A 25,653-nucleotide genomic window follows, 5' to 3' on the forward strand; every position below is an offset into this window, starting at 1 on the left:
TAAAAAAGGGGAATTAAAGATAAATTATTTTTATTTTTTAACATAAAATACAGTCAAATAATTAATTTAAATAACTTGAATATGTTGAAGGATTTTTAAGAATTTCCTTTGCTTTTTGAATTTCAAGGTTGTTAGCTAAATAATATTCATACAGTCCTTCTCTATAAAAATAACGTTTTACAATTTCATCAGATAAAAGCGATAGTAACTGGTCTTTATTATTATCTACAGCTCTATTTTTATAGGTATTTATAGTATTAATTAAGCTTGTATATTCATTGTTTATAGCAGCATAAATTTGCTCGTCATTAGCTACTTCCATAGCCTCTTCAAAAGCTTTTTCGGTTTTGGTCTCAAAGTTGAAATTATTCTTATCTAAAAAGGCTTTAAAATTATTGAAATCACTATCTGAAAGTTTAAACGATTTCAAATCTGTAACACTATTATTGTAGTAATATTCAGTAGCATAATTAAATATTAAGTTATCATTTAAAATAGCGTTTGTAATTGGGCTATAAACCGATTCTACTAATTCCAAGTCAGGTTGAATTCCGCCACCATCGTAAACAGTTCTTCCTTTTTTAGTTTTAAATGCACTATAGTTTTCTTTTTTAACTCTGGTTGCTTTACCATTTTCATCTCTATTCCAGTAATCTAAAGCTTGTATACATCTTCCAGATGGTGTGTAATATCTAGAAATGGTTATTTTCATTTGAGTTCCATAAATAAGCGGTTTTGGTCGCTGTACAAGACCTTTTCCAAAACTTCTTGCACCAACAACAACTGCTCTATCTAAATCTTGTAAAGCACCTGATACAATTTCGCTTGCTGAAGCACTTCTACCATCTATTAAAACCACTAATGGAATTTCGGTATCAATAGCTTCGCGTTGTGTGTAATAGGTTTTGTTGTATTTTTTAACTTTAGATTTTGTAGTAACTACCAACTGGTTTTGAGGTACAAAAATGTTAACAATATTTACAGCTTCACTCAGTAAACCACCAGGATTTCCTCTTAAATCCAATATTAATTTTTCGGCACCTTGGTTTTTAAGACTTCTTATAGCGTTAATGGTTTCGCTAGAGGCTTTATCATTAAACTTTCTTAAAACAACATAACCTGTTTTATCATTAATCATTGAAAAATGAGGAACAGCATGAATTTCTACTGCTTCGCGTTTTATAGCTGCTGTTTGTGTTTTTCCTTGTCTTACAAAAGTTACATTTACTGTTGTACCAGAAGCACCTTGTAATAAATTGCCAGCATCATCTTTAAAATCGGCAACAACAACATTTTCAACTTTTATAATCTCATCACCAGCTTTTAAGCCTGCTTTATCTGCAGGATAATCCTTGTAAGGTTCTACAATTACCAACTTGTCTTTAAGTGTTAAAACGCTTGCTCCAATGCCTGTATAATCGCCAGTATTGTTTATACGAGCAGCTTCAACATCTTGCTCGTTCATAAAATTGGTATAAGGATCAAGATCTTCTAACATACTTTTAATGGCAGTATCCATTAAATCTCCAGGATTGGTTTCATCAACATAATTCATGTTAAGTTCCTTAAATAGCGTCGTGAAGATTTCAATTTGCTTTGCTATTTCAAAAAACTCACTTTTAAAAGCACTTGTTGTTACAAAAATTGAAAGTGCCAAAACAGGAATGAATATTCTTTTTCGTAGTAATGTTTTCATCTTAAGTTTAGTTATTTGAGGATGCGTTTAAGAATTTGTTCAGTAAAACCTTCATTTTAGTGTCCAATACCTCAAAAGTTATACCATCGTTACCAATGTATAAAATCATTAACGCATATTGTGTTGTAATGTTGTTAAAAATTACAGCCTTGTTTAATCTATAGGCTTCTCTCATTAATCGTTTGATACGATTTCTATCAACAGCATTTTTAAATTTTCTTTTGCTAACAGTTACACCTGTTTTTAATGAAACAGAATCATCAAAATTTACAGGCAAGTATATAAGCTTAAGTGGATAAGCTGAAACCGATTGTCCTTCTGCAAAAAGTTGTTCAATAAGCTTTTTACTCTTTAATTTTTCTTTTTTGTTGTAGGTGAACATTAATTAGTTGTTGTTTAGTTTAGAAGCTTCTAATAATGCGTTGTAGGCATTTAATAGTTTACCAGATTTTGACAAGGTATCAAAAGACTTTATATCTCCAATATTTCCACCAACAATTACTTTGGTATTAATTTCTAAACCAGAATTTAAAATAGCTTTTTTTACTTGTGATGCTGTTAAATTAGGGTATTGTGAACGAATTAATGCTGCAACTCCTGTAACCAATGGAGCAGCCATTGAAGTTCCTCCTTCAGACTCATAAGAATTATTAGGAACTGTGGAATAAATACTAGAACCAGGAGCAAAAATATCAACATTTTGTTTTCCGTAGTTAGAATAATCTGCAACTAGGTCGGAACCATATCGATAATAGGTTGCACCAACATTTATAAAGTTATCCGCAATTTCTTTTCCATTATCAACATCAGTAGGAAAATTAAGAGAAGAATCTAAATTTAATGCATCGTTACCTGCTGCGTGAACAATGAGTACATCATTGCTTGCTGCATATAAAATAGCATCCTTAACCCACTCTTTATGAGGTGAAAAGTATTTACCAAAGCTCATATTGATAATTTTTGCTCCATTATCAACAGCATATCGTATGGCTAGAGCAATGTCTTTATCATATTCATCTCCATTAGGTGTGTTACGAATAGGCATAATTTTTACATTGTTTGCAACACCATTTATGCCTTTGTTGTTGTCTCTTTTAGCTGCTATTATACCTGAAACATGAGTGCCATGGGTTTCTTCAGCATCATAAGGTTTTACATTATTATCTCCATAACCTATATCGTTTATATCGTTAGGATTGTCTTTAGTTTTTCTGCCTTTTAGGTTTTTATTTAAATGAACTGTTAATCGCTCGTTTATTAATTTCAAATCTTTATTTAAAGCTGCTTTAATGGCATCAACAGTTTCAAAATTGTAAGTGTAAACAGATCTCATTATTGAAACCGCTTCCAATACATTTTGGTCTTCTGTTCTAATAGCAAATACGTCTTCTTTGGTATAGTTCTTTTTATTTAAATAACTTGAAATTCTATTATCTGCAGTAGTTACTTGTTGAATAAGATTCTCAGTATTGGTTTTTGCTTCAGTGTATTTTTGATACTGTTTTTGATATTCAAAAAGCGCATCAGCATATCGTGGGTTGGAAGAATCTCCACTTACAATTAACCTTACAAACTCAAATTGCTCGTCATAAGTATCACCTATAAAATTCCAACCGTTAACATCATCTATAAAGCCATTATTGTCATCATCTTTTCCATTGTTTGGAATTTCTTTAGTATTTACCCAAATAGAACTTGAAAGGTCTTCATGGTTTATATCTACTCCAGAATCTATAACAGCAACTATGGTTGTAACACCTTTATTGGTTTTAATAATTTCGCTGTAGGCTTTTTCAAGGCTTATACCTGGAATTGTGTCTTTTGTTAAGTCTAAATGACTCCATTTTTTTAGCTCACTTTCAGATAAATTAGAGATTTTTAAAGGAATGTTGTCAATATTCTCTTCTGGTGTTGAGATAATAGGAGACGACCCACAATTATGTAGCAACACAAGTAGTAAGTAAAAAAATAAAGCTTTAATTGTTTTCATGTTTTACAATTACGTTTTTTAGAACAAATCACTACAACTGTAAACATCTTTTAGTCTTACACCTTTTTCGGTATGCTGTACAGTTATAATCTCATTGTGAGCGTCGTGTTCTAAAAATAGGTAAAAATTGTCATTTGCTGCAAGATTTAAAAAAGCTTCTTTTTCATCTAAGGTCAATAGAGGTCGTGTATCGTATCCCATAACATAAGGTAAAGGCAAATGACCTGCAGTTGGTAGTAAATCGGCCATAAAACATATTTTCATATCCTTATAAGTAATTATAGGAATCATTTGTTTATCAGTATGTCCATTTGCAAAAAAGATATCAAAACCTAATTCAGAATTCTTTAAAATTTCGGTTTCAGGCAACGATACAAAGTTTAGCTGACCACTCTCTTCCATAGGAAGAATATTTTCTTTCAAAAACGAAGCTTTTTCACGATTATTAGGTTGAGTTGCCCACAACCAATGGTCTTTATTGCTCCAAAAACGCGCGTTTTTAAATGCTGGTTCATATCCTGTTCTATCTTTATTCCATTGTACACTACCTCCACAGTGGTCAAAATGTAAATGCGTCATAAACACATCAGTAATATCATCTCTATGAAAACCGTATTTTTTTAGAGATTTATCAATAGTGTCATTTCCCCATAAGTAATAATATCCAAAGAATTTGTCGCTCTGCTTGTCTCCCATTCCTGTATCGATTAAAATCAACCGATTTCCATCTTCAATAAGCAAACAACGTGCAGCAATATCTATCATGTTATTAGCATCGGCTGGATTGGTACGATGCCATAACGATTTTGGTACAACACCAAACATAGCACCACCATCAAGCTTAAAATTTCCAGATTCAATAGGATATAATTTCATAACATTTTATTTTTATGCAAATTAAAAAAATACTAAGGAATTTAAGTGATTGAAGCGCACTATAATACTTTTAAAAACCAATTATTTTACCGTTGAGTAATGTATGGTTATGGTTTTTATTAGTATTTTAACAAAAAATAAAATACATGATTGAACTTTCAGGAATTGTAATTTTAGGAATATTAGCACAATGGGTTGCATGGCGATTTAAAATACCTGCAATTTTACCCTTAATATTAATAGGATTATTTGTTGGGCCAATTTCTACATTACTATCTCAAGATGGCTCAAAATGGATTGAACCTGTTTGGAACGGAACCAAAGGACTCTTTCCTGGTGAAAGCCTCTACAGCTTTGTATCTTTAGCAATTGGTGTCATACTTTTTGAAGGAGGTTTAACCCTTAAGCGCAATGAAATATCTAAAGTAGGACCAGTAATTTTAAAATTGATAAGTGTTGCAGCAGCTGTTACATTTATTGGTGGAGGAATTGCAACTCACTTTATTTTTGGCTTAAGCTGGAAAATATCATTTCTATTTTCAGCATTAATAATAGTTACAGGACCAACTGTAATTGCACCTATTTTAAGAAATATTCCGCTTAAAAAAGACGTTTCTGCAGTTTTAAAATGGGAAGGTATTTTAATTGATCCAATAGGAGCTTTAGTAGCGGTTTTGGTTTTTGAGTTTATAAGTATTGGAGATGATAGTGGTTACACATTACAGGCATTTATTGAGTTTGGGAAAATTGTAATTGTTGGATTTTCTTTTGGTACAACAGCAGCATTAGCATTGTATTTTGCTATTAAAAAGCATTTAATTCCTCATTATTTATTGAATGTTGCAGCATTATCAGTTGTGCTTTTAGTGTTTGTAGAGTCTGATGTTTTTGCACACGAATCGGGTCTTTTAGCTGTTGTGGTTATGGGAATGGTGCTAGGTAACAGCAAACTTCCTAACCTTAAAGAATTATTATATTTTAAAGAGTCGTTAAGTGTTTTACTTATTTCTATACTCTTTATTTTGCTATCTGCCAATGTAAATATTGAAGATTTAGAAATTGTTTTCAATTGGAACACTGCCATATTAATGGCAATAATCATTTTTATTCTTCGTCCATTAGGTGTGTTCTTAAGCACCACAAATTCTAGGTTAAAAGTCAACGAAAAACTATTTATTAGTTGGGTTGGACCAAGAGGTATTGTAGCTGCAGGTATTGCTTCTTTATTTGGTACAAAGCTAGTTTTAAAAGGAGAACCAGGAGCTGAATATATTACTCCTTTAGTGTTTACAACAGTTTTAGTAACCGTATTACTTAATGCTACAACAGCACGATCTTTTTCAAAATGGATAGGCGTTTACTTAAAATCAAGCAACGGAATTTTAATTATTGGAGCGTCTGAAGCGTCTAGAATTATTGCAAAATACTTGATTGATAATGGACGACATGTGGTGTTAATTGATAGTAACAAAGAGAATATCGATAAAGCCAGAGCAAAAGATATTGACGCAATGGAAGCTAATGTGTATTCTGAAGACTTATCTAACGATGTTGAGCTAAGCGATATTGGATATTTACTTGCACTTACAGGAAGTGATGAGGTAAACAGACACTCTATCAATAAATTTCAAAAGCATTTGGGAGAATCTGGAGCGTATCGTTTAATTTCTGCTGAAGAAATAAAGCATCCAGAATCTATTCCAACTGATATTATTTTCTCTAAGAAAGACGATTACTTAAACTTTAGTGAAGTTGCAAGAGACTATCCTGTAGTTAATGAAATAAATATAGAGTCTAAAGAAATGTATTTAAAGACCATTGAGCGCTTAAATGCTGAACAAAAAGCAATACCTCTATTTATAAAAGATCTATCAGGAGAGCTACATATACTTTGCTCTTTAGATAAGAATTTTGAAATAGAAAAAGGCTTTCAGTTAGTATACTTAGGAAAACCCGAAGGACTTTAATCGTTAAGCTTTAATACAGCCATAAACGCTTGTTGAGGTATTTCAACATTACCTACTTGACGCATACGTTTTTTACCTTTTTTCTGTTTTTCTAAAAGTTTACGTTTACGCGAAATATCTCCACCATAACATTTTGCAGTTACATCTTTACGAAGTGCTTTTACAGTTTCTCTGGAAATAATTTTAGCTCCAATTGCAGCTTGAATAGGAATATCAAATTGTTGTCTTGGGATAAGCTCTTTTAGCTTTTCACACATTTTTTTACCTATGGTGTAGGCATTATCGGCATGAATTAATGCTGAAAGCGCATCAACTTGTTGTGCGTTTAATAAAATATCAACCCTTACAAGTTTTGAAGCACGCATTCCAATAGGAGAATAATCAAAAGATGCGTAACCTTTTGAAACCGTTTTTAAACGATCATAAAAATCAAAAACAATTTCAGCTAAAGGCATATCAAAAGATAGTTCAACACGCTCAGGTGTTAAATATGTTTGATTGGTGATGACACCACGTTTTTCTATACACAAGCTCATTACAGGACCAACAAAATCGGCTTTAGTAATAATAGTTGCTTTTATGTACGGTTCTTCTACTCGGTTAAGTGTAGAAGGTTCAGGTAAATCGGTTGGGTTGTTAACAATGATGATTTCATCAGGGTTTTTGTTGGTAAACGCATGGTAGCTTACGTTAGGAACGGTTGTGATAACTGTCATATCAAACTCACGCTCTAAACGCTCTTGAATAATTTCAAGATGCAACATTCCTAAAAATCCACAACGGAATCCAAAACCAAGAGCCGCAGAACTTTCAGGAGCAAATACTAAAGAAGCATCATTAAGCTGAAGCTTTTCCATAGACGCTCTTAAATCTTCATAATCTTCAGTATCTACAGGGTAAATACCAGCAAACACCATTGGTTTTACGTTTTCAAACCCTTCAATAGCGTTTTTAGTTGGCTCTTTAGCATCAGTAATAGTATCACCAACTTTTACTTCTTTAGCTTCTTTAATACCAGTAATTAAATACCCAACGTCACCAGCGTTAATAACTTGCTTTGGCTGTTGTTTAAGCTTTAAAGTTCCTACTTCATCAGCAAAATACGTTTTGCCAGTTGCAATAAACTTAATGTTTTGCCCTTTTCTAATTTTACCATTAATAACTCTAAAATAAGTTTCAACACCTCTAAAAGGGTTGTAAACGGAGTCGAAAATCAAAGCTTGTAATGGTTCGTCTGGATTACCACTAGGAGCAGGTACACGCTCAATAATTGCAGATAAAATATTTTCAACACCAAACCCTGTTTTTCCACTAGCATGAATAACTTCAGAAGGGTCGCAACCTAATAAATCTACAATATCATCAGTAACTTCTTCAGGATTTGCACTAGGTAAATCTACTTTATTCAACACAGGAATGATTTCTAAATCATTTTCAAGAGCTAAATATAAATTAGAAATAGTTTGCGCTTGTATACTTTGAGCAGCATCAACAATTAAAAGCGCTCCTTCACAGGCAGCAATAGAACGCGATACTTCGTAAGAAAAATCTACGTGACCAGGAGTATCAATAAGGTTTAAAACATATTGTTCGCCATTGTGCATATACTCCATTTGGATAGCATGCGATTTAATAGTGATACCTCGTTCACGCTCTAAATCCATGTTGTCCAAGAGCTGATCTTGTTTTTCTCTGTCGGTAACCGAACCAGTAAAATCTAACAGCCTATCAGCAAGAGTACTCTTGCCATGGTCGATATGTGCTATTATACAAAAATTTCTAATGTTCTTCATAGTGCAATTCTTCATCCTAAGATTTTGCAAATATAATCGATTTATTAAGGTTTATAGTTTTTTCTTTTATACACGTTTACGGTTTTTCAGTAAAAAAAATTCTAAAACAAATAGTATATTGCAATATTAAATTATAAAAATTTGAATTTTATTCAACGAATTATAAAATTATTACTGTTTTTTATCCCATTACTTAGCCTAAGTCAAGAGTTTACTATTTCTGGTCGTGTACTAGATATTGACAACAACCCTGTGTCCTACGCTAATGTAATATTAATGACTAGTGATTCAACTATTGTTAAAGGTGTTTCCTCTAATGATAAGGGAGCTTTTAGTTTTTTTGATATAGAGAGTGATACTTATCTCTTAAAAACGAGCTTTATTGGTTACAAAGACAATATTATAACTATTGTAGTAGATGGAGATCTTGTTCTTGAAGATGTTATTTTAGAAGAAAAACAAGAATCTTTAGACGAAATTACACTTACCTATAAAAAGCCAACAGTAAAAAAAGAAGCTGATAGAGTCGTTTTTAATATTGAAAACTCTGCATTAACTGAAGGTAATATGCTTCAGGTTTTAAAAAGTACACCAGGAGTTTTGGTATTAGACAACAACTTATTGGTTAAAAACACAGAGCCAACGGTTTATATAAACGACAGAAAGGTACATTTAACTGCTGCAGAACTAAGTCAATTACTGGAAGGTGCATCGGCTAATAGCATAAAAGCTGTAGAAGTTATTACAAATCCTTCGGCAAAATATGATGCTGAAAGTGGAGCTGTTATAAATATTGTAATGAGTAAAAACCTTATTACAGGGTATAGAGGTAATGTGTTTGCTAATTACACTCAAGGTGTTTTTCCTAGATATAATGCAGGAACAAGCCACTTTTTTAAATCTGAAAAAATAAACTTCTCTGCAAACTACAGTTATACGCAGAATAAAATTAATAGAAACAATAGGGAAGAGGTTAATTTTTTAGATGATAACTTAGATATTGAAGAGACTTGGAAATCTGAACTTAATCGAAACACATGGTCAAAAACCCATAATTTCAACTTCAATTTTGATTATAATATCAATGAAAAAAACACGTTGAGTTTATCTTCTACAGTACTTTGGTTGCCTGATTTTAAGTATAAAATAAGCAACCTTACCAATGCTTTTGATAATACTGAAAGCTTAATGTTTTATTATGATTCCAACAGTTTATCATCAGATGAAAAGCATAATATTGGATTGGATTTAGACTATACTCATTTATTTAAAAACCCTGGAGAAAAGTTGTCTTTAAATGCACATTATACCAACTATGATTACAATAGGTTACAAGATGTATTGAGTAATTATTACAATGCTGACGATTCTTTTATTGAGTCAACGAGTTATAACACAAACAACAACCAAGAGACTGAAATTTTTACTTCAAAAGCTGACTACACATTACCAATTAGCGATTCTTCTCTTTTTGAAGCAGGAGCAAAGGCTTCGTTTATAAACACCAATAGCGATATTACGCAATACGATATTGTAGGCGGTAGTGAAGTTTTAAACCCAGAAAATACTGATGCGTTTGATTATGAAGAGGCTATTTTAGCAGCTTATGTAAACTATTCTCAAGATTGGGAAAAGTTTAGTTTAGCTCTTGGGTTAAGAGCAGAACAAACCAATGTTACAGGAATTTCTATAAGTAATAACGAAACTAACAAACAAGACTATTTAGAGTGGTTTCCAACAACAAGTATAAACTATATAATATCTGACAACCTTAGTTTTTATACTAATTACAAACGAAGCATTCAAAGACCAGATTACGAAAGTTTAAATCCGTTTCACTTCTTCATTAATGACAATACAGTTTATTTAGGAAATCCTTCTCTTAGACCAGTTATCGATAATTATGTAGATGCAGGATTTACTTTAAACGACAGCTATACTATTCAAGCCTATTATAAGAAATCAAAAAACAACATTTATGAGTTACCAATACAGGATAACGAAACCAATTTAGTATCGTATGTTCCTGTTAACTTTGACAACACTGTTGAGTATGGTTTTGATTTTATTCTTAGCTCTTATATTACCGAAAGATGGTTTTTATACGGAGTATTTTCAGTTTACAATATTGAAGATACCGAAACGTTTGATACTGAGGTTTTAAAACGAGATATATGGTCCACGTATAGTGTTTTACAAAATGATTTTACCTTTTTAAAAGACAAAACGCTCAACCTTAACTTAACCATGTATTGGGTTGGAAAAAACCTTCAAGGACTTAGAGAGGTTGATGGACGCTTAGCTTCAAACTTGTCAATTTCGAAGTCTGTTTTCAATAAAAAAGGAGTCATTTCACTTTCAGCTGAAGATTTGTTTAACCGACAAGATTTTACTGATAGATCACGTTACTTAAACCAAAACAGTAAACTTTTTACTGATGTTGATAACCGTTATATTAAAATAGGGTTTAGATACATGTTTGGAAATACCAACCTAAGCTCTAACTCAAGAACCAGTAACCTTCAAGAGCGTAACAGGTTGCAGTCAGAAAGCAATTAGTCTTGCCATTCAGCAATAAATAAGTTGGTATCACGACCACCACCATTATTTCGGTTTGAAGAAAACGCTAAATATTTTCCATCATTTGAAAACACAGGAAACGCATCAAATGTTTCGCCATGAGTAATGCGTTTAAGGTTTTTACCATCAAGATCAATCATGTATAAATTAAAAGGAAATCCGCGTTCAGCTTCAAAGTTTGAAGAGAACAACACTTTTTCTCCACTAGGATGAAAAAACGGACTCCAGTTGGCATTTCCTAAACTAGTTAGTTGACGTAAATCACTTCCATCAGCATTACAAATGTACAGTTCCATTTCAGTAGGTTCTACTAAACCTTCTGCTAAAAGCGCTTTGTATTCTTTAATTTCTTCTTCGGTTTTTGGTCTTGATGAACGGAAGATCAATTTAGTACCATCAGGAGAGAAGAAAGCACCTCCATCATAACCCAATTCGTTGGTAATTTGTTTAACATCAGTTCCGTCAATATTCATGGTGTATAATTCTAAATCACCACTTCTAGTAGATGTAAATACAATTTTATCGCCTTTAGGAGACACTGTTGGTTCTGCATCATAACCAATTTCGTTGGTCAATTGCTTTACAATATTTCCATCTAAATCAGCTACAAAAATGTCGTAACTGTCATAAATTGGCCAAATGTACTTTCCGTTTTTACGCAAAGGTGTTTCTGGGCATTCTTCACCACCCAAATGTGTTGAAGCATAAATAATATGTTTGTTATCAGGAAGAAAATAAGAGCATGTTGTTCTGCCTTTTCCAGTACTTACCATTTTAGGCGCAATACTATCAGTAAACGTGTCTGTAGCATTCATTAAAAACATTTGATCGCAACCTACATTCCAACCTTTATTGTTAGATTGAAATACCAATTGCTTGTCGTCAAAACTCCAATAGGCTTCAGCATTATCACCTCCAAAAGTTACTTGACGAAGGGATTTAAAATGTGTTTCTTCAGGATATATTAAAGACTCTTTTTGCTCCTTTTCAACAGCAACAGTTGTATCTTGTGTGTCGTTAGTAGTGGTTTTGTTTTCGTTTTTACAACCTAAAAGGGCTAAAGCTAAAATTGAAAGTAATGTGTATTTCATACTATTATTGACTAAATTTGCTCAAAAATAAGATTATTATCATGAAGAGAATATCGCTACTAGTTTTTTTTATATCGCTATTAGGTTGCAAACAAACCGAAACATTAAGCAGTAAAATTAAGGATGATGTTACTTTTTTGGCAGATGATGCGCTTGAAGGAAGACAAACAGGAACCGATGGTGAAAAAGCTGCAGCTGAATATATTGCTCAAAGGTTTGAAGATTTAGGATTTACAGCTAAAGGAACCGAAGGGTTTTACCAAGCGTTTTCTTTTAAACCAAAAACAGATCCTCACCAAGAGGTTAATTACACTGTTAAGGATGGAGACAGCTCTATAACAGGAACTAACGTTATTGGGTTTTTAGATAATAAAGCAGAGAATACTATTATTATTGGAGCACACTATGACCATTTGGGGTATGGAGCAGAAGGATCGTTATACAGAGGAGAAACTAATGAGATTCATAATGGAGCAGACGACAACGCAAGTGGTGTAGCAGTATTGCTTGATTTAGCTAGAAAACTTAAAAGCGTAAATACAGGAAACAACTATTTGTTTATGGCGTTTTCTGGCGAAGAAATGGGATTGTTAGGGTCTAACTACTTTACAAAAAACCCGACAATAGACTTACAAAAAGCCAATTACATGCTAAACATGGATATGGTTGGTAGACTAAAGCAAGATAGTACGCTTGCGGTTTATGGTGTTGGTACGTCTCCTATTTTAAAGCAAGTTGTAAAAGCAAACAATTCTAAATTTAAAATCATTGAAAATGAATCTGGTGTTGGTCCAAGCGATCACACCTCTTTTTATAATAGCGATATTCCTGTGCTGCATTTTTTTACAGGTCAGCATGAAGATTACCATAAACCAGGTGACGATACTGAAAAGTTGAATTTTGAAGGAATGGAAACCATTTCAAGCTATATTTTTGATATTATTTCAGACCTTGATGATAACGGAAAGTTAGCCTTCAGAAAAACTAAAAATGAAAGTGAAGAAACACCACGATTTAAAGTTGGTTTAGGTGTAATTCCTGATTATTTGTTTGATGGAGAAGGTATGCGAATTGATGGTGTTAGCGAAGATAAACCAGCGCAAAAAGCAGGGCTTCAAAAAGGTGATATTGTTATACAATTAGGAGATAGTTTGGTAACAGATATGATGAGTTATATGCGAGCATTATCAAGTTTTAACTCAGGTGATAAAACTAAAGTGACTGTAAAAAGAGGAGAGGATAAAGTAGAAGCAGAAATAGAGTTTTAGTATGGTAAAAATAGGTGATATAGAACTTCCAGATTTTCCATTGTTGTTAGCACCAATGGAAGATGTAAGCGATCCTCCGTTTAGAGCGTTATGCAAAGAACAAGGCGCAGATGTGGTATATACAGAGTTTGTATCTAGTGAAGGGTTAATTCGTAATGCAGCTAAGAGCGTTATGAAACTCGATATTTATGAAAAAGAACGTCCTGTTGGTATTCAAATATTTGGCGCCAATTTAGATAGCATGCTTCAAACTATTGATATCGTTGAAAAATCTAACCCAGACATTATTGACATCAACTTTGGATGCCCTGTAAAAAAAGTGGTAAGTAAAGGCGCTGGAGCAGGTATTTTAAAAGATGTTTGCCTTATGGAAAGCTTAACTGCCGAAATGGTTAAACGTACGAATTTACCTGTTACAGTAAAAACCAGATTGGGTTGGGATCACGACTCTATAAAAATTGTTGAAGTTGCAGAGCGTCTTCAGGATGTTGGTTGTAAAGCCATTTCTATTCATGGTCGTACAAGAGCACAAATGTATAAAGGAAATGCAGATTGGAAACCTATCGCTCAGGTAAAAAACAATCCAAGAATGCACATTCCTGTATTTGGAAATGGAGATGTAAACTCTCCTGAACGTGCTATGGAAATGAGAGACGATTATGGATTAGATGGCTGTATGATTGGTAGAGCTACTATTGGAAACCCATGGTTTTTTAAGCAAGTAAAACACTTTTTTAAAACAGGAGAACATTTAGCGCCAATTAGTTTAGAAGAGCGCGTAGATGCTGCAAGACGTCATTTGCAAATGTCAATCGACTGGAAAGGGGAGAAGTTAGGTGTTTTTGAAACTAGACGTCATTACACCAACTATTTTAAAGGCATTCCAAACTTTAAGGAGTATAGAACCAAAATGGTAACTAGCGATGACCCTAAAGATGTATTTAATACCTTTGATGAAGTATTAGATAAGTTTGCTGACTACCAGTTTGTGTAACTTTTTTAACTTCTTAAAAATTATTTACCAGCGCTTTATTTATTCTGCTAGACGCAAGTTTAGAAGCCAATATTCCTAAAACGGTTATAGTAACTAGCACTATTACAAAATTGATAGGTTTTATAGCGACAGGATAAGGTAACGACGGAGTTAACATGACAAGCTCAAAAAGATATTGAAACAGCACAATTAAAAAGCCAATGACTAAACCAAGAATACCTCCTAAAACAGTCATTAAGCTACCTTGAAGAAAGAACACATTTTTAATTTGCGATACATCAACCCCAAGGTTAAATAAAGTATTTAACGATTCTTTTTTGTCTAAAATCATCATGATTAATGCGCCAATAACATTAAATAAGGCTATAATGATTACTAAAGTAAAAATAAGATACACAGCCATATTTTCGGTATTGAGCATTTTGTTGAGTGAATCGTTAAGCTCATTTCGGTTTTTAATTTGAAAACGATCTCCCAAAGCAGCAGTTAAAGCGTCTCTAACATTTGCTTCATTAGCTTTTTCAGTAAGTTTAACCTCAATACTACTAATTTGATTATCGTTATAATTCATAAGGTATTTAGCAGTGTTTAAATTGGAATACACATACTCATTGTCTAAATCTTCGTTAATGTGAAACACTCCTGTGTTTACAGCATTTATAGAGTTAAACGCACCTCTTACTGAGCTTATTTGTCCTTTACCTGGTTTAGGAACATAAATAGTAAGACTTTTACCATAATCTAAAACACCAAAAGACAATGTATTTGAAATTCCCCAACCAGAAACAATTTGGTTACTATCAGTTAACCAAGAACCACTTACAACCATAGTATCAATAGACGTTACACGCGTGTAATTAGCATCAACACCTTTTATATTTGCGAGTTTTCGTTTTCCGTCAAATTCAAGAATAACGCGTTCTTCAATAGTCTTTGAGTAGTATTTAATATCTGAAATACCAGCAAGTGCTAGGGAATCTTTTTCAGAAAACACAAACGATTTTCCTTCAACAGGAGTCAATTTTAAATCAGGATCTACAAACGAAGAAAATTCAAGGCTAAAGTTTTTTAAACCCGCAAAACCAGAAAGTACAATAAACAATGCAGCTGAGGCTATAACAATACCTGAAGCCGCAATAACAGTCATAATATTTATAGCGTTGTTACTGCTTTTAGAAAACAGATAACGTTTAGCTATATATAAAGAAACATTCAATTATGACTTTTTTCTTTTATTAAGAAGATCAGGGTTGCTAATAGGGTTTTCTTTTCCTTTAAGAGACTTTTCAATTTGGTCAATATATTCCAAAGAGTCATCAATAAAAAATTCTAAACTAGGCATTCTTCGTAATTGATTTTTGGTACGTTGTGCTAGTTCGTGCCTAATTAATGGTGTGTTAGAGCGAATGCCTTTTAAAAGTTCCTCGCCTTTATCATTAGGAAAAATGCTTAAGTAAACTTTTGCAATAGATAAATCTACAGTAACCGAAACTTTGGTTACTGAAATGATAACACCTCTAAGACCACCTTTAGTTGCTGCACCTTGAAGTACATCTACTAAATCTTCTTGTAAAACGCCACTTATCTTTTTTTGTCTGTTGCTTTCCATGATGCAAAAATAGTTGATATTTAAGGATTATTTTATTTTTGAATACACAAAATTTATGCCTTAGGCACAAAACACCTTAAAAATGAACAAAATAGAGCATATTGGTATTGCAGTAAAAAACCTTGACGAGTCCAACAAACTGTTTTCAAGCTTGTTTGGAGAAGCACATTATAAAATAGAAGACGTTTTAAGCGAAGGCGTAAGAACCTCATTTTTTAAATCAGGACCTAATAAAATAGAGTTGCTTGAAGCGACCAACAGCGATAGTCCTATTGCAAAATTTATAGAGAAAAAAGGAGAGGGAATTCATCATATAGCTTTTGCGGTAGATGATATAAAGTCAGAAATTGAACGCTTAAAGACAGAAGGCTTTATAGTTTTAAACGAAGAACCGAAACGAGGAGCCGACAATAAATGGGTTGCGTTTTTGCATCCTAAATCTACAAATGGTGTTTTAATTGAGTTGTGCCAAGACATAAAGGATTAAAAATTCTTGTAGAGTATTAAAATAAGTAGTAATATTGCACACTCTTTTTTAGAAGAGATTAATAATTAGCGTTAAGCTAATGGGTCCTATAACTCAGTTGGTTAGAGTATCTGACTCATAATCAGAAAGTCCCTGGTTCGAGCCCAGGTGGGACCACAAAACAAACCGTTTCAAATTATTGAAGCGGTTTTTTTGTTTTAACAATAGCCATAATACATGAGAGGTTTATGCTAAACAACGCTTAAATTAAAATATATTTTTAGTTGCTAGATACTTACCTATTTTTTGTAGATTGAGCCTTTGTAAACCAAATGTCCATTTCAAACAAATTTCACTTTGAATTTTAGCCTTAATAGAATTATTAGTTACCTACCTTTTAAAAGAAATGCAATAATTTTTGCTTTAGTGCTAATAACAGCAATCTATTTTGTTAAAATGGAGTTCTTCATCGAGGACACCAATATTGCTTTATATCTTAAGCTGTTTGCGTGGGTAATTGGAACGTTTATATTGATTTTAATTGGTATAGGTTTTTTATACACGTTGGTTTGTTACCTGTATTTTGTCATCAATAAGAAAACCATTAATCCTAAAATTGATATAGGATTAGATGGTAACATAAAAGGAGTTGCAGGACAAGTACTGGTTTTAATTTCTTTACCAAAAGCCATACTTCCGTTATTGGGTTACATCAAAATAAAGATAGAATTTGAAAATGGAAAACTCTCTGACACTGTAGTTATCAATAAGTTTTCTCAAGGGTTTGAAAAACTATTGCCAAAAGAAGGTTCAACTTTAATTTGGTTACCAGACAGAAAGCAATATCACGTTAAAGGGTTTGTTATTAGTTTTATTGACTATTTGCAGTTTTTCCGTTTTACAACGTATAAAAAATCAAAAAACGCATTTTATCTTCATTCTTCTGAAATTGAACTTTCCGTTGATGATATTAACCCTTCAAAAACTAAGGAAGAAAAAGAAAAAATAAAAACGTCTCGTAAAATACAAGGCGACTATCTCAACTATAAAGATTTTGAAGTTGGAGATGATGTTCGCCGAATTGTCTGGAAAATTTTTGCTAAAAATAGAGAGCTTGTCATTAGAACGCCTGAGGTTATAAACCCTTACGCGTCTCACATCAAATTTTACACAAGTTTTTATAACGTTTTGTCTAAAGATCTTACTTCGGTATATGCGGTTAGTATGCTCAATTATTACAAAGATATTGTGTACAACATTTGTTTAAACATTAAGAAAAAAGACAAAAAAGTAGAATTCAATATTGACCAAGCTGTAAACGAATTTATATCGGTAAACGAGAATGATCGTGTTGGGTTTCAGCTAAGTTCGGCAAGTTGGCAAAACAACTTTTCGGTAAACGAACTGAAAGCCTCTGGAGAATCTATAATATGTGTGTCGACCTTAATTAGCTTAGAAGAGCTTACTACCTTAATTGAAAAAGGAACTTCAAACATTATTATTGTAAAAGCATCGCGACATTTAGACCATCAAAACGTGTTTAATTTCAAAAACCTATTTTTAAGACAAGATCAAAAAAGCGAACTTAACAAGCTAGCTTGGATATTTTCGGCAACCCGAAAAAAACTAAAAAGGAACGAAAAAGGTATAGAAAAATTAGTGTCTAACTCTAATTTTACAGGACAGATTATATGAGAAAAATAGACTACAAAGAACTTACACTTGGGTTACTGTTTTTAATCCTTCCTACGATACTTATAATGTATCCGTTGCTCGATTTTCTGTCAGAGTATTACTCATTGCTTTTTGTCAACAAGCATGTATTAATTGGTGTGTTTTCAGCAGGAATTATTACAGCATATTTATTACATAAAACCAAAATTCGATTTCTAATTATTTTTGGCTTACTACTGCTCATTATTAATATTCTTTACAGCTCTATTAGTGCATCGTCCTTTAATGAGTTTGATGCTTATTATGTGGCAAATCGGTTTAAAATAAACACCAGCATTTTTGTGTTTGGATGGTTTTCGGGCTTTGCAATATCACGTTGGAGGTATTATTTAATAGTGTTTTCAATACTATTAACAACACTGTCAGTCATTCTCATTTCAGATATGGAAATGTCTAACGTAAACGAAATGATATGGCTTGTTGCACCAACGGTACTCTACTTGTTTTACGTACTGTTTGTAAAAGAATTGCTTAAAACCATTCAAAAGCAAGAAAAAACCAATTACGTTATGGTAGTTGGAAGAATTTTGTTGTTTTCGTTAATAGCGTTGTTTTTGTTTTGGTCAACCATACAGTTATTAGACTCAAAGATTGACCATATTCAAAACGAGATTACACAAGGTCAAAGTGATGAAAGCGATGAAGAAGATTCTGATGGCGAAAATGAGGACAAAGACAAAAAAGATTCTGATAAAAGTAATTCTAATACCAGGTTTAATTTAGATGATTATTTAGGACTTAGAGATCGATTAAACGTTTCAGAAGAACTATTGTTTTGTGCCAATATTGATAACTTTATCAATCCTACAACACCAAATCCGCAGTACATTACGCTGTATCATTTAAATCAATACAATCCAACTTTAGAGCAATTTGAAGTTGATCCAGACAGTATTGTTCGCGATTTATTTTTACCAAACCCAACAAAAATTCCTCAATATTTCACTCAGGTAAATGATTCTGTATTAGTTTATGATAAAATGGAACGCGCTACCAAAGAGGTAAAAAGCACCATTTACATTGCTGGTCTTAGCCCTGAGGTTTTTGTGGCTCCAAGCACAGCTTATGCATGTCAACCAATTTCAATTGAAGAAGAGTTTAAAAAAGACTATAAATTTGCTTACAACGTGTTTTCTGAAGTTTCAGAACTTAACAGTGCTTATTTTGTTTACAATACCCAAGACGAATCGATTATTAATTATCAAGAAAACCGTTATCGCACCTTAAGACGCGCTAAAAGTTATGAAGGCGAAAACGAACGATTTATGGACTATTATACCGAAGTTCCTGAAGGTGAGCTCTATAATAAAATAGGTCATTTGGCAGATAGTCTTACCAAAGGAGACAATACAACTATTGATAAAATATTAAGCATTCGCAATTATTTCTTATCAAAAGATGAAAAAGGAGATCCTTTATACGTCTATACTTTAACACCAGGAAAACCAACAGACCCAAACATTCCTAACGCAAGTATGTTAGATGAATTTATGTTCAACACACATAGAGGCTATTGTACTTATTTTGCAACGTCATCATTGTTTATGTTGCGATCTTTAGGAATACCAACACGTGTGGCTGTTGGATTTATGACGGTTGATAGAAGTCACAAAACTCCAGGTTGGTATTGGTTTTATGGAGATCAAGGTCATGCTTGGACGCAAGTTTATATACCAGAATACGGTTGGCTAGATTTTGACATGACAGTAAGTAATACTGATGCTGAACAATCACCACAACCTGATGGCACACCTCCAACGCCTCCAACAAAAGAAACTTATGTAGGTAAAGGTGTAATTACCGAAGTAGATACCCTAAGCAAAACAATGCAAGTTCGTGTTGATAAAATGATTATCAACGATAATGGTATTGCTCTAGACAGTACCAATCTTTTAGACATGTCGTTTGACGTCAACCAAGCCAAAGTATTCGCTGGCGAACAACCAATTGCTTTAAAAAATGTAAAACTTGGTGACACAGCTGTAATGGTGTCTTTTGATTATAAACTGGAACGAATTCGGAAAAAATACAATAGCGAGACTATTGAAAATTACATGAAACTTTTTCCAGACCCAATTACAATTATGGAAGTTCATGTTCCTAAAATTGAAGAAGAGAAACTAGACGACGCTACTAAAGAAGAGGAAAATAGTGCAATGAAAACCATAACAGATTGGTCAATTTATGTGCTTGCTGCAATTCTGTTAATACTATTGGTGTTAATGTTGCTGCCAATATGCTATTACTTGTGGTTGTCTAAAAAAGCTAAAAACCACAGCTCTATTACAAAACTATCTGAAGCCAATTATAAAAACGCTCACTTTATACTTAATCAAATGGGTATTCCAAGAGATCACCAAACACCTATGGTTTATGCACGAGATGTTGTTGATCCTAAGTTTGGAACTCACTTTGAGACTTTTGTTAAAACCTATCAAAAACTAAAATATAGCGAAGATCAACTTACTAATGCTGAGGTTGATTTAATTAAAGAATTTCATTCTGATTTTAATCAAAAAGTGTTTTCAAAATATAGTAATTCGCAGCGCTTTTTCAATTTTATTAAACCAAACAAATGGATTCACTACATGCTGAATCTTAATCTAAAAAAATAGTGTATTATTATGAGTCAAGACCTAGAACATACAAGCCCAAACCACATACAAACCATTGCTGAAGATACCTCTGGGAAAAATATAGATGTATTAATTGAAAACATTGGAAAGGTTGTAAAAGGACATAGAGAGCAGATTATTCAAATTATCACTTGTCTTATTGCTAAAGGGCATATTTTGTTAGAAGATAATCCAGGTTCTGGTAAAACGGTTATGGCAAAAACCTTGGCACATTCGTTGTCTGGTGAGCAAGCACATTCCGATTTTAAACGTATTCAGTTTACTCCAGATTTGTTACCAATGGACTTGATTGGGTCGCATTTATATGATGAAAGCAATAAAGACTTCATTTTCAAAAAAGGACCTTTATTCTGTAATATTTTATTAGCAGACGAAATTAACCGAGCATCACCAAAAGTACAGTCGGCTTTATTAGAATGTATGGCAGAAAATCAAATTTCTATTGGAGATCAAACTTATAAGCTCGAAGACCTTTTTTTTGTAATAGCTACACAAAACCCAATTGAAATGGAAGGAACCTATCCTTTACCAAATGCGCAATTGGACCGTTTTTTTATGAAGATTAGTTTTGGGTATGTAAGTGAAGACATAGAGTTAGAAATCTATAAAAAACAATTAGAAATACAGCGATCGCAAGATACTGTTGAAGCAGTGTTGAATATGAAAGATATTTTAGCACTTCGCAGTAAAGCAGAAGAAGTTCATGTTGACGACGAAATTATTAAGAGCATAAATAACATTGTTAGAGGAACGAGAGAACATTCAGGAATTATTTTAGGCGCATCAGTTAGATCTGGAATTATTCTTTTAAAATGTTTGAGAGCTTATGCTGTAATTCATAAACGAAACTATGTAATTGAAGATGATTTGGCAGCTTTGGTAAAACCAGTACTTCAGCATAGATTATTATTTAAAAACCTTAGTGCTGAAAGTAGCGCTATTGACAGTATAGTAAAAACTGAAATTTCGCGTTTGTCAAGACTTAATTTAAAAAAGTAATTTGTGAATAGTACAAGCACTAAAATACGCTTAACTTTTATTTGCTTCTTTTTGGGGTTAATGACGCTCTTTGCGCAACGCATTGAAATTGACCGATTGGAACGAGAGTTTAGAGGAGGTTATAGTGGTCGTAAAGCCTATGAGCTTTCACAAAAAATGATTCAGTTAGATAGTACGTACTATGTTGGTCATTTTTTTGAAGCAAATTACAGGTACGACAGAGCTTCGGATAAAAGAGGATATGAGTCAGCAATAAAGTCGCTTGTAAAAGCTGTTGAGCTGCTTGAAAAAGATTTTTATAGAGAACTAAGACGAACTACTGATATTAGAACATATATTGACCGTTATCAATACCAAAGAAAGTATGCTATTCTCATTTATTACTTGTCAAAAAGTTATGAATATATAGACAAACCTGGTGAAGCGATTAAGGCGGTTAAAAGACTTCAAAAACGTGACTTTGTATTCAATTTCGGTATTAATCCGTATAGTAATATTTCATGGATTTACTTGCGCAACAGGATGTACAGTCCAGAAAAGTATCCGTTTTTAAAATCTACAATTGAAGAAAATCTTCAACTAGCCTCTAAATATGCCGATTCTATTAAAGACAGTGACAAAAACAACCAATGGTTTATAAATACTTATTGGCCAGATTATGGAAATGGAGCGTTGTTGAGTTACTATCACTATAAAAACATTATTTACTCCCACCAACTTAAAACAGATTCTGCCGAATATTTCAGCAAACAATTAGAAAGATACGATAGGTTGTCGTATAACAACTATGGTAATCTTCAGTTTATACAAGCAAAGTATGACGAAGCCGAAGAAAGCTATGAAAAAGCACGTAAAAACGATAACTACGAAGAGAAAAGCGTAAAAGAGTTTGACTATATGCAATCTGCGGTTAAGATTTTTAAAAACGATTTATCGGCAGCAAAAACAATTATTGATAGGTCTATTAAATATCTTGGTCCATCTCCTGGTTTTGGATGGAATAATATTGCATTAAGTAGAGCTTATTATTATTCAGGAGATTTAAAAAAGTCTAAAGAATTTCGTGATAAAGCAGCAAACTTTAAAGAAATACACGTTAACAGTACTTGGGGAGAAGTGTCGTATAATCGCAACACGCTTTTATTTAAATATTTATACCATAAAAAATCTATAAAAGAGCTAAAGTTTAGAGACAAAGGTTATTGGTATAAACCTAAAACGTTGTACGAGATTTCAAAACATCACTTTAAACAAGAAAATGCGCATTTGTTGTTAACTAGTGAATTATCTGCAGATCCTGAACGATTTATAGGCTATTACAATTTATTTGCTTCGGAAAACAATTTGTTTTTTGATGAGATTTGGGAGCTTATAAAGTATTTTAATCCTGAATACTTCATCAATATATTTGAGAAAAAATTACAAGAAGACGAGCGTGAAAACGTGCACAAATACTTTAACTATTTTATAGGACAATTTCATTTAGAAGATGGAGAATATGACTTAGCGATTGAAAAACTTGAAGGCGTTTTAAAAGACGAGCATCTTAATGCTACTAATGAAAAACTACTCATAGCTCGAGTACATGAAGCATTAAGTAAAGCCTATCTTGAAAAGGATAATGCAGCCTTGGCGAATGAACATTTGTTAGCGTTTTATATGAATTTCCCTCAGTTAGTGCCTTATTCGGAGCTTGAAATGAAGTTCAACCTAAACATAGTTAATACAAGTTTAACACCAGAACAGGAGGCTATAGTTGAGGAGCTTAAAGACAGCAATATTGAATGGGTTGAAAATGATTTAAGTTGGCCTACTTTAAAAATTAATATTACAGAAAAAGACAACGAACCTACAGTTGATTATGAAGTCTTAATTGATAACGACACAAAATTTGAAGGTAGTTTAGAGTTAAAATCTATTGAAAACCCAGGACAGTTATTAGCTTTTAAAGCTTTTGGTATCAACCTAGAATAGTTAAAAAACCACAGCCTTTATCTTCTTCCAAAGATGTTTTAAGGCAAAAGCAGATACAAGCGCAACAAAAGTTAAAATAGTAGCTTTTGTGTATTGTCCATAAATCCAATAACCTGTTGCAAACAACACGCTATATATTGTAACACATCCAACAATTGTTGCTAAAACTCCTGAAGGCACATTCCATTCTTGTTTGTTAAGGTTGAGGTCAACACCATGGTCTTGTGCTTTTTTGACAGTGTGTTTCCAACCTGGACCACCAGGTTGTATTTTTTTGTAAAATGAAAACAGAGTGTCGTCTTTTTCAGGCTTAGTTAAAAAAGTAACCAGCAACCAAACACCTGTTGTTACTATAACAATAAAAGGATAAGTCATCCAACTAGGCATTAAGCCAATAGTGTTTTCATTGCCAAATAACCAAGCAGATAGTGGAATTGATTTTGAATTCAGTAGCAAAGAAATAATCCCAGAAACAAACATTGCCGAAATTTCACTCCACGCATTAATGCGCCACCAAAACCAACGCAGTATAAAGATTAATCCTGTGCCAGCGCCAAACATTAGTATAATATTGAATAACTGAAGCGCATTGTTAAGCAACAAAGCAAGTATAGCAGAAATAGCCATTAGAATAACTGTTGATATTCTTCCAACATTTACCAATTCTTTTTGAGAAGCATTTTTGTTAACGCGTTGCACATAAAAATCATTAACGATATAAGATGAACCCCAATTAAGATGCGTAGAAATAGTTGACATATAAGCTGCAATTAACGAGGTAAGTACAACGCCTAAAAGTCCACTAGGTAATTTGGTTAACATTGCAGAATACGCAATATCATGACCTAATTTATCATCAGTAATATTTGGAAAGGCATCTTTAAGACTTATTAAATCAGGATAAATAACTATTGAGCAAAGCGCTACAATTATCCAAGGCCAAGGACGTAATGCATAATGAAGTATGTTAAAGAAAAACGTTGCACCAATAGCATGGTTTTCGTTTTTGGCAGCCAACATACGCTGAGCAATATAACCACCACCACCAGGTTCAGCTCCAGGATACCAAGCGCTCCACCATTGTACAGCTATTGGAATAATTAAAAGCGTAATAAGCGCTTCTTTATTATTGAAATCAGGTAAAATATTTAGTTTAGAGGCTACAGTTTCGTTCTCAATAAGTGCGCTTAAACCACTTATTTCAGGCAAGTTTACACAGTAGTACGCGGCACCAATTCCGCCACACATTGCTACAAAAAACAAGATAAAGTCGGTGTAAACCACGCCTTTAAATCCACCAACAGCACTAAAAATAACTGTTACAGCACCAGCAATCCCTACAGTTTGTAACGCAGTAAGCCCAAGCATAACTTGCCCTATTTTTATGGCAGCCAATGTAACCGCTGCCATGGCAAGAATGTTAAAAATAACACCAAGATAAATAGCTCTAAAAGAGCGTAAAAACCTTGCAGGTTTGCCACCATATCTAAATTCGTAAAACTCAATATCTGTTGATACTCCTGATTTTCGCCATAATTTAGCATACACAAAAACAGTTAATAAGCCAGTAATTAAAAATGCCCACCAAACCCAGTTTCCAGACACGCCATTAGTTCTAACAATATCAGTAACAAGGTTGGGAGTATCTGTTGAAAATGTAGTCGCTACCATTGAAACACCAAGTAACCACCAAGGCATTGTACGTCCTGAAAGAAAATATTCAGCTGGATTTTGACCTGATTTTTTTGATACCATAAAGCCGATACCTAAGGTAATGGCGAAAAAACCAAAAATAAAAACGTAATCTATTGTGCTTAAATTTATCATGTACTGATTCGTATTAAATTTAATTATCGTGAAATTTAGATTAAAATATCAAGAATGAGAATTTTTAGTAGTAGTTTCTAATAAAATGATATTTAAAAATGTCTATAAATTAAGTTTAAAAACACATGTTGTCATGTGAAAAATGTAGTTTGT

18 protein-coding genes and 1 tRNA gene are annotated in these 25,653 nt (G+C 32.9%); 10 read left to right on the forward strand and 9 right to left on the reverse strand.

From position 1 onward, the window contains the following. Positions 1 to 61: 61 nt before the first annotated feature. The 4 genes from DMZ43_RS04585 to DMZ43_RS04600 are packed head-to-tail and all read right to left on the reverse strand — an operon-like array spanning position 62 to position 4,562. Positions 62 to 1,696, reverse strand: a complete 1,635-nt coding sequence (locus tag DMZ43_RS04585; RefSeq protein ID WP_131506410.1) for a S41 family peptidase — start codon at positions 1,694 to 1,696, stop codon at positions 62 to 64. Between the two features lie 7 nt (positions 1,697 to 1,703). Then, positions 1,704 to 2,078 carry a ribonuclease P protein component gene (gene rnpA, locus DMZ43_RS04590; RefSeq protein ID WP_131506411.1) on the reverse strand — a complete coding sequence of 125 codons (375 nt, stop codon included), beginning with the start codon at positions 2,076 to 2,078 and terminating at the stop codon, positions 1,704 to 1,706. A 3-nt stretch (positions 2,079 to 2,081) separates the two neighbouring features. Continuing rightward, complete coding sequence (locus tag DMZ43_RS04595; protein WP_131506412.1) at positions 2,082 to 3,686, reverse strand: S8 family peptidase; 1,605 nt, start codon at positions 3,684 to 3,686, stop codon at positions 2,082 to 2,084. An 18-nt stretch (positions 3,687 to 3,704) separates the two neighbouring features. Continuing rightward, a complete protein-coding gene (locus DMZ43_RS04600) occupies positions 3,705 to 4,562 on the reverse strand; it encodes an MBL fold metallo-hydrolase (protein ID WP_131506413.1) in 858 nt (285 codons plus the stop codon). A 146-nt stretch (positions 4,563 to 4,708) separates the two neighbouring features. Between DMZ43_RS04600 and DMZ43_RS04605 the strand changes: the two genes are divergently transcribed. After that, the gene (locus tag DMZ43_RS04605; protein WP_131506414.1) at positions 4,709 to 6,529 is read left to right on the forward strand and encodes a sodium:proton antiporter; all 1,821 of its coding nucleotides are present in this window, start codon (positions 4,709 to 4,711) and stop codon (positions 6,527 to 6,529) included. On the opposite strand, the gene lepA is transcribed toward DMZ43_RS04605, so the two are convergent. After that, positions 6,526 to 8,322, reverse strand: coding sequence for a translation elongation factor 4 (gene lepA, locus DMZ43_RS04610; RefSeq protein ID WP_129759819.1), 1,797 nt, complete (start codon positions 8,320 to 8,322; stop codon positions 6,526 to 6,528). The two genes, DMZ43_RS04605 and lepA, sit on opposite strands and share 4 nt — an antisense overlap. Before the next feature lie 141 nt (positions 8,323 to 8,463). On the opposite strand from lepA, the gene DMZ43_RS04615 reads away from it, so the two are divergent. Beyond that, positions 8,464 to 10,881, forward strand: a complete 2,418-nt coding sequence (locus tag DMZ43_RS04615) for an outer membrane beta-barrel family protein (protein WP_131506415.1) — start codon at positions 8,464 to 8,466, stop codon at positions 10,879 to 10,881. Here DMZ43_RS04615 and DMZ43_RS04620 read toward each other — a convergent pair. Continuing rightward, the gene (locus DMZ43_RS04620) at positions 10,878 to 11,993 is read right to left on the reverse strand and encodes a PD40 domain-containing protein (protein ID WP_131506416.1); all 1,116 of its coding nucleotides are present in this window, start codon (positions 11,991 to 11,993) and stop codon (positions 10,878 to 10,880) included. The genes DMZ43_RS04615 and DMZ43_RS04620 overlap by 4 nt on opposite strands. A gap of 41 nt (positions 11,994 to 12,034) precedes the next feature. On the opposite strand from DMZ43_RS04620, the gene DMZ43_RS04625 reads away from it, so the two are divergent. Together DMZ43_RS04625 and dusB are read left to right on the forward strand one after the other, a co-directional pair. Next, on the forward strand, positions 12,035 to 13,261 hold the full coding sequence (locus DMZ43_RS04625; RefSeq protein ID WP_131506417.1) for a M28 family peptidase: 1,227 nt from the start codon (positions 12,035 to 12,037) through the stop codon (positions 13,259 to 13,261). Between the two features lies 1 nt (position 13,262). Beyond that, entirely contained in the window at positions 13,263 to 14,255 is a 993-nt protein-coding gene (gene dusB, locus DMZ43_RS04630; RefSeq protein WP_131506418.1) for a tRNA dihydrouridine synthase DusB, read from the forward strand. 13 nt (positions 14,256 to 14,268) lie between these two features. Here dusB and DMZ43_RS04635 read toward each other — a convergent pair whose 3' ends face one another. After that, the gene (locus tag DMZ43_RS04635; protein ID WP_131506419.1) at positions 14,269 to 15,471 is read right to left on the reverse strand and encodes an ABC transporter permease; all 1,203 of its coding nucleotides are present in this window, start codon (positions 15,469 to 15,471) and stop codon (positions 14,269 to 14,271) included. Further along, entirely contained in the window at positions 15,472 to 15,864 is a 393-nt protein-coding gene (gene rbfA / locus DMZ43_RS04640; protein ID WP_129759824.1) for a 30S ribosome-binding factor RbfA, read from the reverse strand. An 82-nt stretch (positions 15,865 to 15,946) separates the two neighbouring features. Between rbfA and mce the strand changes: the two genes are divergently transcribed. The 6 genes from mce (at position 15,947) to DMZ43_RS04670 (ending at position 23,673) form a co-directional block, all read left to right on the forward strand. Continuing rightward, entirely contained in the window at positions 15,947 to 16,351 is a 405-nt protein-coding gene (gene mce / locus DMZ43_RS04645) for a methylmalonyl-CoA epimerase (RefSeq protein ID WP_129759825.1), read from the forward strand. Positions 16,352 to 16,433: 82 nt separating this feature from the next. Further along, positions 16,434 to 16,507: transfer RNA gene (locus DMZ43_RS04650), tRNA-Ile, on the forward strand. A gap of 279 nt (positions 16,508 to 16,786) precedes the next feature. Further along, positions 16,787 to 18,025 (forward strand): DUF58 domain-containing protein, encoded by a 1,239-nt coding sequence (locus DMZ43_RS04655; RefSeq protein ID WP_131506420.1) that lies wholly within the window; start codon positions 16,787 to 16,789, stop codon positions 18,023 to 18,025. Then, positions 18,022 to 20,679: a transglutaminase family protein gene (locus tag DMZ43_RS04660; RefSeq protein ID WP_131506421.1), complete on the forward strand. Its 2,658-nt coding sequence runs from the start codon at positions 18,022 to 18,024 to the stop codon at positions 20,677 to 20,679. Before DMZ43_RS04655 ends, DMZ43_RS04660 begins: the two co-directional genes overlap by 4 nt. Positions 20,680 to 20,688: 9 nt before the next feature. Beyond that, on the forward strand, positions 20,689 to 21,699 hold the full coding sequence (locus DMZ43_RS04665) for a MoxR family ATPase (protein WP_131506422.1): 1,011 nt from the start codon (positions 20,689 to 20,691) through the stop codon (positions 21,697 to 21,699). 3 nt (positions 21,700 to 21,702) lie between these two features. Continuing rightward, positions 21,703 to 23,673 carry a hypothetical protein gene (locus DMZ43_RS04670; protein ID WP_131506423.1) on the forward strand — a complete coding sequence of 657 codons (1,971 nt, stop codon included), beginning with the start codon at positions 21,703 to 21,705 and terminating at the stop codon, positions 23,671 to 23,673. Here DMZ43_RS04670 and DMZ43_RS04675 read toward each other — a convergent pair whose 3' ends face one another. After that, positions 23,674 to 25,500 (reverse strand): sodium:solute symporter family protein, encoded by a 1,827-nt coding sequence (locus DMZ43_RS04675; protein ID WP_131506424.1) that lies wholly within the window; start codon positions 25,498 to 25,500, stop codon positions 23,674 to 23,676. Positions 25,501 to 25,653 lie beyond the last annotated feature (153 nt).

Origin of the sequence: Meridianimaribacter sp. CL38 (assembly GCF_004328055.1) — a bacterium.
GTDB lineage: Bacteria > Bacteroidota > Bacteroidia > Flavobacteriales > Flavobacteriaceae > Gaetbulibacter_B > Gaetbulibacter_B jejuensis.